The organism is Dokdonia sp. 4H-3-7-5, from assembly GCF_000212355.1.
Taxonomy (GTDB): domain Bacteria; phylum Bacteroidota; class Bacteroidia; order Flavobacteriales; family Flavobacteriaceae; genus Dokdonia.
The window spans coordinates 919179-936648 of sequence record NC_015496.1 but is presented as its reverse complement, the minus strand read 5'-3'; the positions used below and the strand labels follow the sequence as shown (position 1 = coordinate 936648).

The following is a 17470-nucleotide window of genomic DNA, read 5'->3' as shown; positions in this document are numbered from 1 at the left end:
AAGCACTTAGTGGTACACTTTTGAGAAAGCTTACTTTTAATAATTAAAATTTTAATCGATTATGAGTTTGATGGCTTGGATTGCTCCGGCAACAATAAGAACAACACCTATAATTTTATTGAGCGTTCCCTTGAACTTTGAAAAATTTGAAGTCATATACTCGCTAGCTTTACCGTAGAGATAAAGCAGTCCAAATTTACCAGCAAAAACCCCGACTAAGAAAAATATGATGAGTAGCCATGGGGAGTTTTTATCTAAAATAACATACCTAGAACTTATAGAAAATATAGCAGTCCAGTAAATAAACATCGGGATGTTCAGTCCGCCTAATAAAAGACCATTGATAAATCGTTTAGGCCTACTAGATGAGTCATTATCATTATCTGTATTCTTTTTAATAAGAAAATAGACCCCTACAGCTATCATGATAACGATAAAAGTAATCTGTATCCACTCGTATTTTTCAAATATTCTCTTCGCAAGCACGCCAAAAGCAAGCGCTAGTCCAGCGATTATGATCTCTCCTAGCGCAGCTCCATATGCTAGGTGGAGTCCTTTAGTGAGATTTTTATCACTTGTGTATTTTACAACAGCAAGATTAGTCGCGCTAGGTGGTAGCGTGGCAATTATGGCTCCTATAAGTCCTATAGAAAGTGTAAGTATGTATGCGATAATGATCATAGCAGATAGCAAAGCTACGTTATATCCATATGTATTGACAAGAGTTTATCATATCCTTAGTATTTAAGAAATTTACTTTCCAAAATGTTGGTATAAAGAGAACAATCATTTAAATGCATAAGACTGTAGATTAACGCTATCTTTGCACACCTAAAAAATTTACAATGAGTACCATAGTAGCTATCGTAGGACGCCCTAATGTAGGGAAGTCTACTTTTTTTAATCGTCTAGTGCAACGTCGTGAGGCGATTGTAGATGCCGTAAGTGGAGTGACGCGTGATCGTCATTACGGAAAAACAGACTGGAACGGTCGCGAGTTTACCGTTATTGACACAGGAGGATATGTAGTAGGAAGTGATGACGTTTTTGAAGCCGAAATTGATAAGCAAGTAGAACTTGCGATAGATGAGGCAGATGCTATTATTTTTATGGTAGATGTAGAGCACGGTGTAACGGGTATGGATGAAGAGGTTGCAAAACTACTTCGCAGATCAAAAAAACCTATTTTCCTTGCTGTAAATAAAGTAGATAATAATAAAAGAGCAGCAGATGCTGTTGAGTTTTATAACTTAGGACTAGGTGATTATTATACCATTGCCGCTACAAATGGTAGTGGGACTGGAGATCTTCTCGATGCTGTTGTTGAAGCTCTTCCAGAGCAAGTAGAAGAGGAGGAAAAAGATGAATTACCAAGATTTGCTGTAGTAGGTCGTCCTAACGCAGGAAAATCATCTTTTATTAATGCACTGATAGGTGAGGACAGATATATTGTAACAGATATCGCTGGTACTACTCGTGACGCAATGGATACAAAGTACAATCGCTTTGGATTTGAGTTTAACCTTGTCGATACGGCAGGAATACGCCGTAAGGCAAAAGTAAAAGAAGATCTTGAGTTTTACTCAGTAATGAGATCTGTAAGAGCTATTGAGCACGCAGATGTGATTTTACTAGTAGTAGATGCAACAAGAGGTTTTGATGGTCAGGTTCAAAATATATTTTGGCTAGCAGAGCGTAATAGAAAAGGAATCGTGATTCTTGTAAATAAGTGGGACCTTGTAGAAAAGGAGACCAACACTATGAAGAATTTTGAAAAGCACATCAGACAACAGATAGAGCCTTTTACAGATGTACCTATTGTATTTATTTCTGTACTGGAGAAACAACGCATCTTTAAAGCAATTGAAACTGCGGTAAAGGTATATGAAAGCAAAACGAAGCGTATTAAAACAAGTGAACTCAATGAGTTCTTCTTGCCGCTAGTAGAAGCCTTCCCGCCACCAGCAATTAAGGGTAAATATGTGAAGATTAAGTACTGTATGCAACTTCCTACACCACAACCTCAATTTGCGTTGTTCTGTAACTTGCCACAGTATCTTAAAGAAGGGTATAGAAGATTCTTAGAAAATAAACTTCGTGCAGCTTACGACTTCTCAGGAGTGCCTATTTCTATCTATTTTAGAAAAAAATAATTAAAAGTACACTTTCGTGAAAACGAAACATAAAACAAAAAGCTATCAGACATCTGATAGCTTTTGTTATTTATAATAGTTTCCTAATGGCTATTTGCAGCCTGTAATACATCTCCCGAATGTTAGCCAAGTAACCCTAGAAGCCAAAAAATAATAAAAAAGATGATGATGGTGCTTATGCATCCACCACCTAGTTTTTTTGCGCCATATGCGGCAATAAGTCCTTTAATGATTTTATTCATGATAATTGGTTTAAGGGTTAGTGATGTAAACTTACATCACTCTTATTCTTGTATGAGTTAATAATCTGTTATGTGTTTAAGATTCCAAGAGAAGAGCGTGTTAAATTTTTATTAAAATCCCACTAGAAGCATAGCATTTGGAAGTAATCATTGTTTATTTGATAGACATCAATCAATCAGCTGTTTATAATGCGAATTAATCAACTAGTACTCCTTGCGATAGGGCTATTCTTATCTGTAGCTATGCAGGCGCAAAACTTTTCAATTACTGGAACTCTTAAAGACAAGGATTCAAAACAAACGCTGGAAGCAGCAACGGTATTTTTAGAGACCGTAAAAGACAGTACACTCATTACGTATACGATTACAAACCAAGAGGGGTTTTTTCAACTAGAAGGTCGCGCACAAGAGAAAGATGCACGTGTAAATATCTCCTTTCTGGGTTATGAGAACTTTACAAAAAATGTAGATTTAAGTACGGGTGATATTGTGCTTGGAGATATAGAGGTAGCACCTTCTACAAACACCTTGGGCGAAGTTATTGTAAAAAGTAGAGCTCCGGTAACCGTAAAAAAAGACACGTTAGAGTTTAATGTTTCTTCTTTTAAAACTAAGAAAGATGCAAATATTGAGGACTTGCTTAAGGAGCTGCCAGGCGTTGAGGTAGATGAAAGCGGCAAGATTTTAGTAAATGGTAAGGAAGTAAATAAAATTCTAGTTAATGGTAAGCCGTTCTTTGGCGATGACCCTACGATTGCTACGCGCAACCTCACTAAAGAAATCGTAGAGAAAATACAAGTAGTAGATACTAAGACAGACGATGAGGCTTTTGCAGGCGAAGATGGTGATCAAGAGAGTAAGACTATCAATCTCACTATCTCAGAAGAAAAAAATAAAGGAGTCTTTGGTAGAGTGGCTGCTGGTGGTGGGACAGATAATCGTTTTGAATATGCAGGTATTGTAAATGCTTTTGATAACGAGCGACGCATCAGCGTGCTTGCTGGTGGTAACAATATCAACTCAGCTGGGTTTAGTTTTGGAGAGATAAGAAAAATGTTTGGAGGAGGAAGAAGCGTTTACTTTAATGGCAACGGAAGCTTTGGTATTGACGGAAGGAGCTTTGGAGGTGGACAAGGAATTGTAAATAGCCGCAGTGTAGGAGCAAATTATACAGATGAGTATGCAAAAGGATTTGATGCCAATATGGATTATTTCTACTCGGCTGCAAACTCTTTTGATGAGACTCGTGTAGAGCGGGAGAATATTTTACCAGACAGACGGTTTTTTACAAACAGTGATTCTCGTAATGACTCAAACTCAGATAACCATAGTATTAATACCACTATCAATATTAAAAAGGATTCTACACTACTCATTAATATCAAGCCCAAATTCTCTTTTGCAAATAGTGAGACGCGCTTCCGCCGTACAGAGGAGTCACTTAATGAAGACGGTGAGAGAATCAATGAGTCGGCAACAAACAACTTTGTAACAGACGAGGGGAAGAATTTTGAAAACACCTTAAGTGTTACCAAGAAATGGGGAGACAAAGGAGCTTATGTGAGAGCACGTGTACAAAACGAAATCAATAGACAAGAGAGTGAAGACTTTATAGTGTCAAACACAGAGATATTTGGCGATAACCCGTCAGTAATTAATCGTAATCAGTTTACAGATGGAGAAACTAAACTTGACGGTTATAATCTCAACCTCACATATAGAGTTCCTTTAGTTGCCAAAAAGTTATTCCTTGATGTAGATTTTGGTCACCGTAGCGATAGTAGAAAGCGCAAGCGAAGCACCTTTGACTTTGATGAGGTAACACAGCAATATGCTATTCTCAATCAAGAATTAAGTACAGACTTTGAAGGTCGTAATTCGCGCACAACGCCTAAGCTCGGACTTAATTACGACAATGAGAAACTAAATGTAAACGTAAGTGCAGGATACGTTTTTCGCACCTTAGAGAATAACGACAACTTGCGCCCAGAACTAGATATCAAACAAAATTTTGAAGCTTTAGAACTTGATACGTACGTAAATTACAGGTTTAGCCCTAAAGCATCTATGTATGCAAGTTTAGGTAAGAGCAACAGACCTCCAGAAGTCACGCAGCTCAATCCATTTGTAGATGTGTCAGACCCACTTAATATTGTGGAAGGTAATCCTAACCTTGCTCCATCAAATGATTACAATTTTTATGGAGGATTTAATAATTATGATTTCCAAAAAGGAGGAGGGTGGTATCTCAATGGAAATGGAAGGTTTACAAACGATGCTATTGTGCGTAAAACGACCATAGATAATAACCTAGTAAGTCGCACTACTTATGTAAACGTAAATGGTAATTATAGCGTAGGAGCAGGAGGAGGTTATAATAAGAATGTAAAAATAGATTCCTTACGTAGTATAAAATATGGCGGAGGTATTTACACGAACTTTGGACGTAACGTAAACTTTAATAACGAAGTGCAATATGCTAGTAAAACGAGATCACTTACGCCACGTATAAATTTTACATACACATGGAAAAAGTTATTTGAGGTTAGGCCTAGTTATAACATCTCGATTTCAAAAACTCAATTTGGTCTAGACGCATTTGAAGATCAAGATTTCATATCTCATAATGTTTCATTGGGAACGGCTTTGTTTGTTCCCAAAAATTGGGAATGGCGCAATGATATTAACTATAATTACAACCCAAACATTGCATCAGATTTTCAGCGAAGTGCAGTGTTTTGGAACTCGACACTTGCTTATTCATTTGCCAAAGAGCGCGCTACCGCAACCTTGAAAGTGTATGATGTACTAGATCAAAATACAAACGCAAGGCGTACTGCAAATGCAAACTTTATACAAGATGTACAGAGCACCGTATTAGAGCAATACTTTATGCTTAGCCTAAGTTGGAAGTTCAATACGCTAGGAAAAAAAGGAGAAACAAATGATGGTGGGGTATTCTTCTTTTAACGCTTTCGCGAAAGCGTACCTCAACAAAACACTTATTTCTTAATTAAAAACCTTATTTTTCTGAGCTCAAAGAGAACCCACAATGCGAGCATTAGTCATTTCAGGAGGAGGAAGTAAAGGCGCTTTTGGCGGAGGCGTAGCCCAATACCTTATGCAAGAAATGGGTAAGGATTATGATATGCTGGTGGGAACTTCTACAGGCAGTTTGCTAGTGCCACATCTTGCACTTCAAAACATCGAAAAGATAAAAGAAGTGTATACTTCTGTTAATCAGAATGCCATTTTTAATGTATGTCCATTTGTAATTAAAAAAGATAAATGGGGAGAGCAAACCATCGCTATTGATCACTGGAGTGTACTGCGTAATTTTCTTAAAGGCTCTAAGACTTTTGGAGAAAGTAAAAAGTTGAGAAAACTTATAGAAAAAACCTTTACAAGGGAAAATTATAAACAACTACAAGATAGTGGCAAAGAAGTGCTAGTCACTGTTTCAAATCTCTCACTTCATAAAACGGAGTATAAATCTAGTAAAGAAGAAACTTACGAAGATTTTTGTGACTGGGTATGGATGTCGTGTAATTACATCCCTTTTATGAGTCTTGCGTCAAAAAACGGATGTGAGTATGCAGATGGTGGTTTTGGCGCGCTAGTACCTATTAAGGAAGCCGTAGAGCGCGGTGCAACAGAGGTCGATGTAATCATACTTGAAACAGAAGTTACTTATTACAATAACCTCCCTTCTACTAATGTTTTTTCTCTGCTTAGTAACCTTCATGGTTTCATGATGGACCGTATTGAGAAGCAAAACATCACCATAGGTAAGTATGCAGCAAATCAAAAAGAGGCAATAATTAACTTCTATTATACGCCTACAGTACTCACCACAAATTCATTGATTTTTAACAAAGAAAAGATGAAAATATGGTGGCAAAGTGGCTTTGACTATGCCAAGTATAAAAACGAAGAACTCAACGAGATTAAGGTGGATGATGAGGGGTAATACCCTGCCTTTGCTAAAGCAGAGAATTAATATGTCACATCATAACTTGAGTTACTACATCATTAATTAACCGTATCCTTCACCGTTTCTTTAGTTGTTTTCATTTTCCCCAAAAGACCACCTAATATTCCCGTTGCGACATCTTTAATGGCATCCTCGGCTTTTGGGGTTGTGGTGGTGTTTTGAGGGGTTTGTGTGCCAGTAGTTGTGCTATCTGTCGCAGTAGTGTTTGGTGTTGTTTTGTTACCACCTAATAGACCTCCTAACACATCAGTAAGTTTATCTTCTACTTTGTCTTTTGCGCGTTGCTTCTGGATCTCTATAATCTGGTTAGTAAGTGCTGTGGTAGCTGCTTTTAGATTAAGGTCTACTTTAGGCGCAGTAAAATTTCCCGAAAGGGAAACAGGCACGCCTATATGGATATTTTCTTTTTCGGCATCTGTGAGTTTTGAAAGTAAGCCGCTTACATCTCCTCCTAGATATTTTGCAGGAAGATCAAGGTTGAGGGTGTAGTTCATCTCGTTTGTAAAGCTATGTCCACCGCTTACCTGCACATTAATTCCTTTTACGTCAAAATCAAATGGCTTTACAGCCACCTGGCCATCATTAAATGTAAGACTGGTTTTGAGCTTGTCTAATTTAAGGTCGTCAAGGTTTATAAAATCAAGTTTTTGCGATAGGAGATTAAGAAGCGGCATCTTATCTGCATCTACATCTGCAGTCAAAATTTCGGCAAATGCATCTCCAGAAATGGTGCTAAGTATAGGGCTAAAATTATCATCAAGCTGTCCCTGTAATTGTATTTTAGTATTGAGCGCCCCTTGTAGTGCTTTTGCAATAGGAGCAAGTCCTTGCAGCATATCTAGCTCCTTAAATGAACGGTCTATATCTATACTGCTCAAATCTACAGTCATATTAAAAGTAGGAGCACCATCACGTGTGGTGACAGAGCCAGAGAGCCCCGCTGCACCACCAAAGATGCCAGAGTTGAGATTGCTTAATGATGCCTGCTCATTTGCAATGGTCACACTTCCTTTAGTATTGCTAAGTTCAAGACCATCATAAATCACCTTTGTAGCATTAAAGTTTACAGAGGCATCAAGAAAGTCTGGAATTTTTATTGCTGTGTCGCTTGAGCTCTTGCTCGCTTGGGTAGTGCCAGATGTGGTTGTTGTGCTAGTCGCAAAATCATCAAGGTTAAACACCTTTGAGGTAACATCAAAACGCCCTTTTAAATCTTCCTTAGACATTACAAACGGGATGAGGTTCTCAATAGATCCCGTTGCATTTATATCTGAAGTCCCACTTGTTGCAGCAAATGAGTTAAGCGTGATATTTCCTGTTTTAAAACTTACAGCTGCATTTTGTATGGCAATGGGATTAGGTAGTTCTGGAGTGCTGTAAGTGAAGTTACTAAGCGTAGCGTTACCGGAGCTTTTTATATTTTGATACTGTTGCTTCTCAACCGAGTTCATATCAAAACTCGTCATCACATCTGCAACAAGTCTCCCTTGTAGTGGTTGGTCTAGATTAAGTGGGTAGACTTTGTCAATGTTACCCAAATCTAGCACACCATCTAGGTCTAGATTTACTAGCATATTACCCATCAAATTCTTGAGCGTTCCCTTTGCAGTAAAGGTGTCTTGGTCAATTTTAAAACGTAAGTCGTTTATCTCAATATAAGTAAGTTCTGTGATGCCTGTATCATTTTTAATCTTTACATCTATATTGATGTTGTTCATTCTTTTAGGCAGGTCTGGATACTTAAAAGAAGCATTGTTAGACACAATCTCAATATCAAGATTTGGGATGTTAGTCTCCGTTGTTTTTCCTTTTATAATTCCGCTTACTCGAAAATCGCCACTCGTCTCCACGCCGTCGAGATTTGCTCTATATTCCTTAGGGATGAGGGCTAGAAAGTTCTTAAAATCTGATGAAGGCGTTTTAAACGATAAGTCCATAAGATTACCATCTTCTAGAAGTTCTACAAAACCATTAAACTCTAGGGGAAGTTCATTTATTTTGGCTAGGTTTTCTTTAAAAGTATACTTCTGTTTTTCTAGCTCCATTTGGATTACAGCTTCTAGGTCGAGCTCGTGTCCGTCTAGATAGTGTGTGCCACCATAATCAAAAGATACTACAGCGTGGGTCTTCGTATCAAGTTCACTCTCAATAGCCGAAAAATCTCCAGAACCAGTATGGTTTACCTCCGTAAGTTCTAAGTGGGTTTGTGTAGAGCGATCATCATAAATTATTTTTGAGTCTATGAGGCTGTACTCTTGTAAGTTAAAAACAAAAGGTTCTGAGCTCTCCTCAGTAGTAGTCTCTGTAGTCGGTGTCTGTTTTACAATATCATAATTTGCATTGCCTAAGGAGTCTACTTGTACGTGTACGTTTGCTTCTAGAAGTGATAGTGCATCTATAGCAATAGGCTCATCTGTTGTGTTTTTGAAGAGTTGAGTAACACCCATCTCAATGCGTAATTCTTTACCACTAGCAAGTGTGTCACCGGCAAACGGTGCGTTGTTAATTACCGTAAAGTCGTTTACTATAACCGTAGCGTCAGGAAAACTCCTAAATAGGCTTAGGTCGAGAGAAGACCACTCTACCTGTGCATTTAAATTATTATTAATGGTCTTCTTGAGTAAGCCTTCTAGTTTTCCTCTAAAAAGGAAAGGTGATGCTACAAGCAGTATCACAATAACGAGAAGTATAATACCTGTAATTTTTAGTGCTTTTTTCATAATATGAGTTATCTCTTTCGAGTAGGATTTACATCCTTTTTTATTGTAATATTTTTTGTTTTTAGTACGCTTTCGCGAAAGCGTATCTGTAATTCTTGTAAACAACCTCCTAAATAGGTAGCTTTAGTTCCTCACCTTCCTCTAGCTCAAATCTCTTCCTAAATAATCCTACGGCTAAGTATAAAAATGGTGTGTCTAAAGCGGCAACAATCACTTTAAAGAGAAAACCTCCTAAAAGAAGACCTCCAAACAACTGCCACTCAATGAGTCCAAAGGTACAGAGTAAAGAAAGGACCGAAAATGTATCTATAAATTGAGAAAAAAACGTAGAAAAATTATTTCTGAGCCAAAGGTGTTTACCCTTAGTTATGCGTTTCCAAAAGTGATAGATGTGAATATCTACGTATTGTGCTAGTAGATAGGCAATCATACTTGCAAAAACTGCTAGTGCAGTGACTCCAAAAACCTTAGTAAATAGCGTGTCGTCTACGGGAGACCAGCTTGTTGCGGGAACAGCGTTACCTACATAAACGATTAAGAGCGAAAATAATGAGGCAAAAATACCAGCAGTAACCATCTGGTTTGCTTTTTTCTTACCATAAATCTCGCTTACGACATCTGTAATTAAAAAGGTTATTGGGTAGGGAAGTATCCCTACCGAAATCTCAAAGGTGTAGATTCCGAAAAAATCCCACGAAAAGAATTTTTGGAATATTAAATTCGACACAACTAATGCACAGATAAAGAGAGCACCTAGAATGACATAAATGCGATAAGCAAGTTGTAAATCCTTTGTATTTAAATATTTAGAGGGTAGTTGCATTTTCTTGATAACTTCAATTTCAAAATTAGCGCATTGTGATTTTGATTTCCTTAATTTGTTGTGAAATGTTATTCTCGTAATTCAACAGCTAGATCTTTGCATACCACATTCTTATCATTAGGCAGTAATCAAGGAAACACTTATGAAGCACTCGATAAAGCAATACAATTGCTTTTTGAGCGTGTAGGTAGGGTTGTAAAAATTTCTCCTGTGTATCAAAGTCCTGCTTGGGGTTTTGATGGGCCAGATTTTCACAACTGTGTGGTAAGGATGGAAACATCACTACCTATTAAAAAACTCTTAGACACGACACAGTCTATAGAGCAATTACTAGGTCGTAAGGAAAAGGAAGGAACAGCTTATCAATCAAGAATAATAGATATAGACATATTGCTTTATGACGATGTTGTAAAGCTTTCAGAGCAACTCTCGGTTCCTCATAAGCATATGCAAGAGCGGTTGTTTGTATTACAGCCACTTGCAGATATCGCAGGCGATGAGGTTTGTGAGGCATTATCTACAGCTGAAAATCCAGTCACTTATTTAGAGTTATTAGAAGCTTGTAACGATGATGGTATTCTTACAAAACAGGCTAAATGGCTTAAGAAACCACAAGACAGTATTGATTTAGGTAGTTACAACTATATCACCATAGAAGGAAATATAGGAGCGGGAAAAACAAGCCTCGCCACGATGATCTCAGATGAGTTTAATGCAAAGCTTATTCTTGAACGTTTTAAAGACAACCCGTTCTTGCCTAAGTTTTACAAAGACCCAGATAGATTTGCCTTTCCGTTAGAAATGTCTTTTCTGGCAGATAGATACCAGCAGCTACTAGATGATTTAGGACAATATGATCTTTTTAAGGATTTTATGTGCGCAGATTATGATCGTTATAAATCGCTCATATTTGCACAGGTAACATTACAAGAGGAGGAGTTTTTGCTTTACAAACGTCTCCATGAGATGATGTATAAGGATATGCCGCAGCCAGACTTATACGTGTACCTTTATCAAAATACAGAGCGTTTACTTAAGAACATAAATAAGCGTGGTCGTAGTTATGAGAAGAGTATTGATCCTACGTATTTAGAAAAAATAAATCAAGGATACCTAGATTTTATAAAGACTCAACATAATCTCAATGTAAAGATTATTGATATTTCAGAGTTAGATTTTGTCAAAAACAGAGCTGACTTTTTATCTATTATCAACCAATTTGCAAATGAGTAATTTAGAGTTTAGAAATATAATCGTCTAGAAACGCAAGTCTTTCTTTAGTCCATTGTTGCATATAGTCTAGCCCTTCTCGGTCAGATTTAAAATCTTTCCATACCAGCTGTTCTCTTTCAAAAACTAGATGTGACGAGAGTTTTTCATATACATTTTGTTGCCTAGTGAGTAGTTCTTCTTGACTCAATACTTGAGCTCGAAGTGTTTTCCATCGTTCTTTAAAACGCGTATTAAAATCATCTGCATTTGTTTTTATAAGTCTTCTCACGAGACCATTTGTAAGAAAATCATCAGTGGTTTTTATTCGTTTACCACTAAAAATAGTCCCGAAGCTCCCATCTAGGTCCCAGGGCGCATAGAAGTAAGGTTCTCCTGCGTCGTAACGTATGAGATATAAATTCTTACCTAAATTATCTGGTGCGCGCACAGCGTTAATGTATAGGAAATAATCAATCGCATTATCGATTACAAATTGTTTTGAAATTCCTTTCGCGAAAGCGTCATCATCACTATTCACAACAAAGTCTGTAAACGGGTACACATTATCCCACGGAGTATTAGTGTCAGAAGGGTATTTAATATCATAACCGCCCCAGCTTGCTAAGAAATTCTTTTTAGGAGGTATGGAGTCAAAAGAGCTAGCGCCTAGGTAGCGCGCCCCTTGAAAAATCTCACCACGCACCGTGTCGCCACGATTCTTTTTTACTTGTACCAGTTTGCGATCTACTTGTTCTTGTAGTAAGAAGATGCCTTGGTAACTCCCGTTTACAAAAACCTCGGCATAGGCTGCTGTTGCGCCAGCTTTGGCTGTTGGTTCTTTATCTAGATAATGCGGTTTGTAAATATCATTCCATAAATTGAGAGAGAGGTAAGAACGCATACGTAGCGGTTCGTTGTAAAGCCCATCCAGAATCCAGTCGTCATCACTGCGCATACCTGCAAGTTCATAATCTTGATTTTCAAAACCTAGGCTGTCTTTATAAAAGTTGAGGTCGTAGGTTTTTTTAGGAAACACAAGAGAGCTGCTTCCTCTCAGTTCTATCCCTGCATAACTTGTAAACTGCGTGTCTTTATCTGCATAAGAGATTGTTGCCATACGTTTAGGCTCATTTACAATCCCCTGTGGAGCATCTATCTGTATAAGTGGGTATAAAGTAAGATATGTTTTATACGTAGTATCGCCACGCTTTAATAGGTGAGAAGCAGTGTAAATAGCGTCTTGACTAGAGAGATTAAGAGTATATGATAGCCCATTAATCTGGAAATCTCCATCTGTTACTGTGGTCCCTTTAGGTATTTGGATAATGGCAATATTAAGAGAATCGTCTATTGCCACGCTTTGTGGAGTAAAGGTCACTTGGGCACAAGAGTTAATAGAAATTGCTAGTACTAATAAAAAAATTGAATATCTCACAATAGATTGATTTACAGTAAAGATAAAGCAATTGAAATGCCACAAATGAATGTTAAGGAAATTTTGAGAGTCTTATAAAATTGTACTTTTATGCTATGAGATTGATAATTAGTTTTTTACTCTGCTTTTCTGCTACTATTTTGATGGGGCAAGAAAATGCAAAATCAAGTATAGCGCTTGGTCCTCCTAACCCAAAACCAGGGGTTTGCTACCTTTCACGTGACGGTGGAGGAGAAGATAAACTATGGAAAGCGGTACTCTGTGAGTGGAAAGAATATCAAACTTTAGAGATTCTTAGTGATAGTATGGATCCGCGATTATCTAATTATGATAAACATTACATTAATAAACGAGTGCGTTTATTATTGGAACGAAAGCTCTCATTAGAAGTAGAAAGTTATTATTCATCAAGTGCCAGTGACACCACAGATGCTTGCCTTGCTCAGGCAAGAGTTAGGGAGGTAGGAGAATATCTTATAAGTCAGGGACTAGAAAGAAATCAGCTTAAGATTACCGTGCTCCCTGTTAAAGACAGCGTGGGATTAAGTTTGAGAGTAAGGGCAATTAATGCATTACCATAGCATTACGTTTTCTTAGTAAGTACGCTTCATTAAACTCTCTCCAAAAAGGCGCAATACCTCTTTCTTATCTTCAGAGATATCAACGTTATCTAGTGCTGTAAATGCTTTCTGCGTGTATTTGGCGATTTCTTGTTCTGTAGCTTTTGCGGCACCCGAGTCGAGAAACTGTTGCTTTACGGTTTCAATTTTTTCTGCAGGATCTGCTGGTGAGATAGAGAAGAAATGCTCTAGTTGTTGTGCATCATCTTTATCAGAATTGATAAGTGCAGTAAGGTATAAGAAGGTCTTTTTATTTTCTATAATATCACCGCCCACTTGCTTCCCAAAACTCTCTGGATCGCCAAAGGCATCTAGATAATCATCTTGTAGTTGGAATGCGAGACCTAAATCACGTCCATAATTATAAATTGCTTCTTGACAAGTTTTTGAAGCACCAGCGACTATAGCTCCCATTTTAAGAGCAGCGCCCACGAGTACAGCTGTTTTGTACTCAATCATTTTCATATATTCTGGGATGGTAACATCGTCACGAGTCTCAAAATCTACGTCATACTGTTGCCCTTCACAAACCTCAATTGCCGTTTTAGAAAAGAGTTTTGCAAGTTCTTTAAAGGTATCACCTTCATAATTTTCAAAGAGTTGGTACGCTCTTATAAGCATTGCATCACCAGAAAGGATTCCAGTGTTTATATCCCATTTTTCATGAACAGTTTCCTTACCTCGACGCAGTGGAGCGTCATCCATAATATCATCATGGACTAATGAAAAGTTGTGGAAGATCTCTATGGCTAGGGCAGCATCAAGGGCGATAGCATGGTCTTTTTCAAACAGCTCACAAGCCATAAGTGTAAGTACAGGACGCAGCCTCTTACCTCCTAAGCCTAGTATATAATTTATAGGGTCATATAAATTTTTTGGCTCTTTCTCTAAGGTGTGTTTATTTAAATAATCAATAAATACCTCTGTGTATTCTGGTATGCTACGCATGAATTGCAATTTTTTGTAAAAATAAGTGATAAGAGGTGATTATGCCCTATTACGCTTTCGCGAAAGCGTATGGTAAATCCCTACAACTGTTAAAATTTATGTAAATAAATTGGAAACTATAAAAACTTTAAAAGTTTCCTACGTACTTTTGCGCTCGAAATATGAAAGATCAATTATTAAATACTGCCACAGAGTTGTTTTTAAGCCAGGGGTTTAAGAGCATAACAATGGATGATATAGCCCGAGAGATGGGTATGTCAAAAAAGACAGTGTATAGCTACTATTCAAATAAGGAGGCGATAGTTTCGGCAAGCGCTATGCAAATGTTTACAAATGTATGTGGAGGAATAGATACCATTTTTGAACGGGAGTTAAATCCTATAGAAGAGTTATATGATATTAAAAAATATGTACTTGAGCATATTAATGGCGAGCGCACGTCCTCTATGTATCAGCTTCAAAAGTACTACCCTAAAATACATCAGACCCTTAGAAAGAGTCAATATGATTACATGAAAAGTAGTGTGACTAGAAATGTACTTAGAGGAATAGAGCAAGGATTATTTATAAGTGATATCAGTGTAGAATTTGTAGTAAGTATTTACTTCACGGGAATGACTGGAATTAAGGATGAAACTATTTTTCCAAAATCTGTTTTCCCCGTTTCAGATTTACATGATATGTATCTAGAGTATCACATACGTGGTATTGTAACCCCTAAAGGAAGAAAAATTTTAAATAAACTCATCAAATCTAACCACAACTAATGATACAGAGATTATCGATAGCGATATTATTACTAGTAAGTGTTGCAACAATAGCACAAACTAGAAGTTTTACCGTAGAAGAGGCTGTAACCTTTGCTTTAGATAGCAATTATACAGCTATTAATAGCCGCCGAGACATCGCGAAGGCAATTAAGAAAAAATGGGAAACTACCGCCAGTGGATTACCACAGGTAAGCGCAAGCTTAGATTATAACTACCAGATAAAACAGCCTACACAGCTTATTCCAGCAGAATTTACGGGTGGTGAGCCTGGGACATTTATTCCTGTAGTTTTTGGAACACAACAGAATGCTACTGCAACGGCAACATTAAGTCAGCTTATTTTTGATGGTTCATACCTTGTAGGATTACAAGCTGCCAAAACATTTCTTGAGTTTTCTAAAAATGCAAACGAGAAAACGCAGCTAGAAGTTCGTAAGGGTGTAATAAATGCATACGGAGGAGTACTACTTGCAGAGGAAAGCGTGGCAATATTAGATAAGAATATTGCGACATTAGAAGACAACCTCAGGGAAACTAGAATCATTTTTAAAAATGGATTTGCAGAGGAGGAGGATGTGGAGCAACTACAGATTACGTTTTTATCACTTCAGAATCAACGAGCAAATGCAAAGCGTATGGTAACCATTGCTAAGCAAATGTTTAACCTAGCAATAGGGATTGATGTAAATGAAGAAACGGTGCTCACGCAAACCCTAGAAGGACTAGCATTACCTGCATTAGGACTTCTTAATGATACGGTAAACTTAGAGCAAAATGTAGATTACAAGATTGCAAATAATCTTAATGAACAACGTGAGCTCGAACTTAAACTTGAAAAAAGTAAAGCGCTGCCTACACTAGGTGCTTTTATAAATGTAGGAACATTTGCAGGGCGTAACGAGTTTAACTTCTTTGATAGTGACGAGAAGTGGTTTCCGCAATCTATTACCGGTTTCCAACTGAACATTCCAATTTTCAGTTCTGGTATGCGTAATGCAAGAACTGCGCAAGCGGCAATAGCGCTAGATCAAGCCAAAACTCAAAAAGAGGAGACAGAACAGCAAATTAAACTTGCATATGCATCTGCCAAAAGTGATCATGAGCTTGCCATAGATAACTACAATACATCTCTTAAGAATATCACGCTAGCAGAGCGTATCGAGAATAAAAATCAAGTAAAATTTAGAGAAGGCTTAAGTACTAGTTTTGATTTGAGACAAGCTCAGACACAGCTTTATCAAGTGCAACAGGAGTTGCTACAAGCAATGTTGCAAATAATCACAACAAAGGCAGATCTTGAGACCATACTTAATGTGCCTAATTATACCAATAACTAGTTTTCTTAACAAGGAATTTTAATAGAGTACCAACCAGAAATAAACAATGATGAAAAAATATATAACACTTGCTATCTTAAGTATCGCACTCGTTTCTTGTGGAGGAGACACTAGCGGAAAATCTGTAGAAGCACTCATAGAGTCTGGCTCAGTAGAAGAGCTTCAAGCTAAGAAAGAAGCACTTAAGGCAGAGATAACAACTAGTAATGATCAACTTGCACAAATTGAAAAAGTGCTAGAAGAAAAAACACCAAGAGACAAGAAAGAGGTGCTTATTACTACAATGACGGTTAAAGATACTTTGTTTAATCACTTTATTGAAGTACAAGGTAATGTGGAGACTAAGCAAAATGTGCTTATTTATCCAGAATACCAAGGGACGCTCTCTAGAGTCCTTGTAAAGGAAGGGCAACGTGTGAGAAAAGGACAAACACTAGCTCGCATAGATGATGGAGGTTTAGGAAGTCAAGTAGCACAAATGGAATCACAACTTGCACTTGCCAAAACTACCTTTGAACGCCAGCAACGTTTATGGGATCAAAAAATAGGATCTGAAATCCAATACCTACAAGCAAAAACTCAATATGAATCATCACAAAACATGGTGAGTCAAATTAGAAGTCAGCTGGGTAAGACTACTGTAAATGCACCTTTTTCTGGTGTGATAGACCAAGTAATTACAGACCAAGGAACGGTAGTTGCTCCAGGAATGGCGTTATTTAGAATTGTAAATCTTGACAATATGTATGTAGCTGCAGAGATTCCTGAGAGCTACTTACCTACAGTAACTGCCGGTAAAAAGGTAAAAGTAGATTTTCCTGTATTAGGAGAAACGGTTGAGACTACTGTGCGTCAGACTGGTAATTACATTAAACCATCAAACAGAAGTTTTGCTATAGAAGTAGATGTTCCTAATAAAGATGGTAAGGTAAAACCTAACCTTACTGCGCGACTTTCTATTAACGATTATACAGCAGATAACGCGATTTTAATCCCTCTCAATGTAATTAATGAAAATGCAGACGGTGAGCAATTTGTATATATCGCTTTCGCGAAAGCGGACGAAATGATAGCGCAGCAAAAAATAATTACTACTGGTAAATCTCAAGGAGATCGCATTGAAGTGCTTTCTGGAGTAGAAGTAGGCGATAAAATAATTGTAGAAGGAGCAAGGTCTGTAAAAGACAACCAAGCGGTAAAAATCTTAACATACTAA

Annotated in this window: 13 protein-coding genes; 8 read left to right on the top strand and 5 right to left on the bottom strand. The window is 37.5% G+C overall.

Translation table 11 applies throughout. The features are described from left to right. Nucleotides 1–51: 51 nt before the first annotated feature. Nucleotides 52–681, bottom strand: coding sequence for a LysE family transporter (locus KRODI_RS04110; RefSeq protein WP_013750311.1), 630 nt, complete (start codon nucleotides 679–681; stop codon nucleotides 52–54). A 164-nt stretch (nucleotides 682–845) separates the two neighbouring features. Here KRODI_RS04110 and der point away from each other — a divergent pair, with 164 nt between their 5' ends. The 3 genes from der (at nucleotide 846) to KRODI_RS04090 (ending at nucleotide 6365) form a co-directional block, all read left to right on the top strand. Continuing rightward, the gene (gene der, locus KRODI_RS04105; protein WP_013750310.1) at nucleotides 846–2153 is read left to right on the top strand and encodes a ribosome biogenesis GTPase Der; all 1308 of its coding nucleotides are present in this window, start codon (nucleotides 846–848) and stop codon (nucleotides 2151–2153) included. Nucleotides 2154–2584: 431 nt separating this feature from the next. Continuing rightward, entirely contained in the window at nucleotides 2585–5365 is a 2781-nt protein-coding gene (locus tag KRODI_RS04095; RefSeq protein ID WP_013750308.1) for an outer membrane beta-barrel protein, read from the top strand. Between the two features lie 82 nt (nucleotides 5366–5447). Further along, the gene (locus tag KRODI_RS04090) at nucleotides 5448–6365 is read left to right on the top strand and encodes a patatin family protein (RefSeq protein ID WP_013750307.1); all 918 of its coding nucleotides are present in this window, start codon (nucleotides 5448–5450) and stop codon (nucleotides 6363–6365) included. A 62-nt stretch (nucleotides 6366–6427) separates the two neighbouring features. On the opposite strand, the gene KRODI_RS04085 is transcribed toward KRODI_RS04090, so the two are convergent. Together KRODI_RS04085 and KRODI_RS04080 are read right to left on the bottom strand one after the other, a co-directional pair. Then, on the bottom strand, nucleotides 6428–9109 hold the full coding sequence (locus KRODI_RS04085; protein WP_013750306.1) for an AsmA-like C-terminal region-containing protein: 2682 nt from the start codon (nucleotides 9107–9109) through the stop codon (nucleotides 6428–6430). Nucleotides 9110–9218: 109 nt separating this feature from the next. Further along, nucleotides 9219–9932 (bottom strand): queuosine precursor transporter, encoded by a 714-nt coding sequence (locus KRODI_RS04080; RefSeq protein ID WP_013750305.1) that lies wholly within the window; start codon nucleotides 9930–9932, stop codon nucleotides 9219–9221. 96 nt (nucleotides 9933–10028) lie between these two features. Between KRODI_RS04080 and folK the strand changes: the two genes are divergently transcribed. After that, complete coding sequence (gene folK, locus KRODI_RS04075; RefSeq protein ID WP_013750304.1) at nucleotides 10029–11165, top strand: 2-amino-4-hydroxy-6-hydroxymethyldihydropteridine diphosphokinase; 1137 nt, start codon at nucleotides 10029–10031, stop codon at nucleotides 11163–11165. A gap of 1 nt (nucleotide 11166) precedes the next feature. Here the strand turns inward: folK and KRODI_RS04070 are convergent, their stop codons facing one another. Continuing rightward, a complete protein-coding gene (locus tag KRODI_RS04070; protein ID WP_013750303.1) occupies nucleotides 11167–12579 on the bottom strand; it encodes a CotH kinase family protein in 1413 nt (470 codons plus the stop codon). Nucleotides 12580–12674: 95 nt separating this feature from the next. Here KRODI_RS04070 and KRODI_RS04065 point away from each other — a divergent pair, with 95 nt between their 5' ends. Next, entirely contained in the window at nucleotides 12675–13160 is a 486-nt protein-coding gene (locus KRODI_RS04065; RefSeq protein ID WP_013750302.1) for an OmpA family protein, read from the top strand. Between the two features lie 12 nt (nucleotides 13161–13172). Here the strand turns inward: KRODI_RS04065 and KRODI_RS04060 are convergent, their stop codons facing one another. Continuing rightward, the gene (locus KRODI_RS04060; RefSeq protein WP_013750301.1) at nucleotides 13173–14147 is read right to left on the bottom strand and encodes a polyprenyl synthetase family protein; all 975 of its coding nucleotides are present in this window, start codon (nucleotides 14145–14147) and stop codon (nucleotides 13173–13175) included. 161 nt (nucleotides 14148–14308) lie between these two features. On the opposite strand from KRODI_RS04060, the gene KRODI_RS04055 reads away from it, so the two are divergent. Genes KRODI_RS04055 through KRODI_RS04045 form a run of 3 tightly spaced genes read left to right on the top strand, consistent with a single transcriptional unit; the run spans nucleotide 14309 to nucleotide 17470 of the window. After that, entirely contained in the window at nucleotides 14309–14914 is a 606-nt protein-coding gene (locus tag KRODI_RS04055) for a TetR/AcrR family transcriptional regulator (protein ID WP_013750300.1), read from the top strand. After that, the gene (locus tag KRODI_RS04050; RefSeq protein ID WP_013750299.1) at nucleotides 14914–16254 is read left to right on the top strand and encodes a TolC family protein; all 1341 of its coding nucleotides are present in this window, start codon (nucleotides 14914–14916) and stop codon (nucleotides 16252–16254) included. Before KRODI_RS04055 ends, KRODI_RS04050 begins: the two co-directional genes overlap by 1 nt. 49 nt (nucleotides 16255–16303) lie before the next feature. Next, the gene (locus KRODI_RS04045; RefSeq protein WP_013750298.1) at nucleotides 16304–17470 is read left to right on the top strand and encodes an efflux RND transporter periplasmic adaptor subunit; all 1167 of its coding nucleotides are present in this window, start codon (nucleotides 16304–16306) and stop codon (nucleotides 17468–17470) included.

What these genes read in the sequence shown, in the direction of transcription:
- KRODI_RS04110 (WP_013750311.1), bottom strand. Translation starts at nt 681, where the DNA reads ATGATCATTATCGCATACATACTTACACTTTCTATAGGACTTATAGGA.
- der (WP_013750310.1), top strand. Translation starts at nt 846, where the DNA reads ATGAGTACCATAGTAGCTATCGTAGGACGCCCTAATGTAGGGAAGTCT.
- KRODI_RS04095 (WP_013750308.1), top strand. Translation starts at nt 2,585, where the DNA reads ATGCGAATTAATCAACTAGTACTCCTTGCGATAGGGCTATTCTTATCT.
- KRODI_RS04090 (WP_013750307.1), top strand. Translation starts at nt 5,448, where the DNA reads ATGCGAGCATTAGTCATTTCAGGAGGAGGAAGTAAAGGCGCTTTTGGC.
- KRODI_RS04085 (WP_013750306.1), bottom strand. Translation starts at nt 9,109, where the DNA reads ATGAAAAAAGCACTAAAAATTACAGGTATTATACTTCTCGTTATTGTG.
- KRODI_RS04080 (WP_013750305.1), bottom strand. Translation starts at nt 9,932, where the DNA reads ATGCAACTACCCTCTAAATATTTAAATACAAAGGATTTACAACTTGCT.
- KRODI_RS04065 (WP_013750302.1), top strand. Translation starts at nt 12,675, where the DNA reads ATGAGATTGATAATTAGTTTTTTACTCTGCTTTTCTGCTACTATTTTG.
- KRODI_RS04060 (WP_013750301.1), bottom strand. Translation starts at nt 14,147, where the DNA reads ATGCGTAGCATACCAGAATACACAGAGGTATTTATTGATTATTTAAAT.
- KRODI_RS04055 (WP_013750300.1), top strand. Translation starts at nt 14,309, where the DNA reads ATGAAAGATCAATTATTAAATACTGCCACAGAGTTGTTTTTAAGCCAG.
- KRODI_RS04050 (WP_013750299.1), top strand. Translation starts at nt 14,914, where the DNA reads ATGATACAGAGATTATCGATAGCGATATTATTACTAGTAAGTGTTGCA.
- KRODI_RS04045 (WP_013750298.1), top strand. Translation starts at nt 16,304, where the DNA reads ATGAAAAAATATATAACACTTGCTATCTTAAGTATCGCACTCGTTTCT.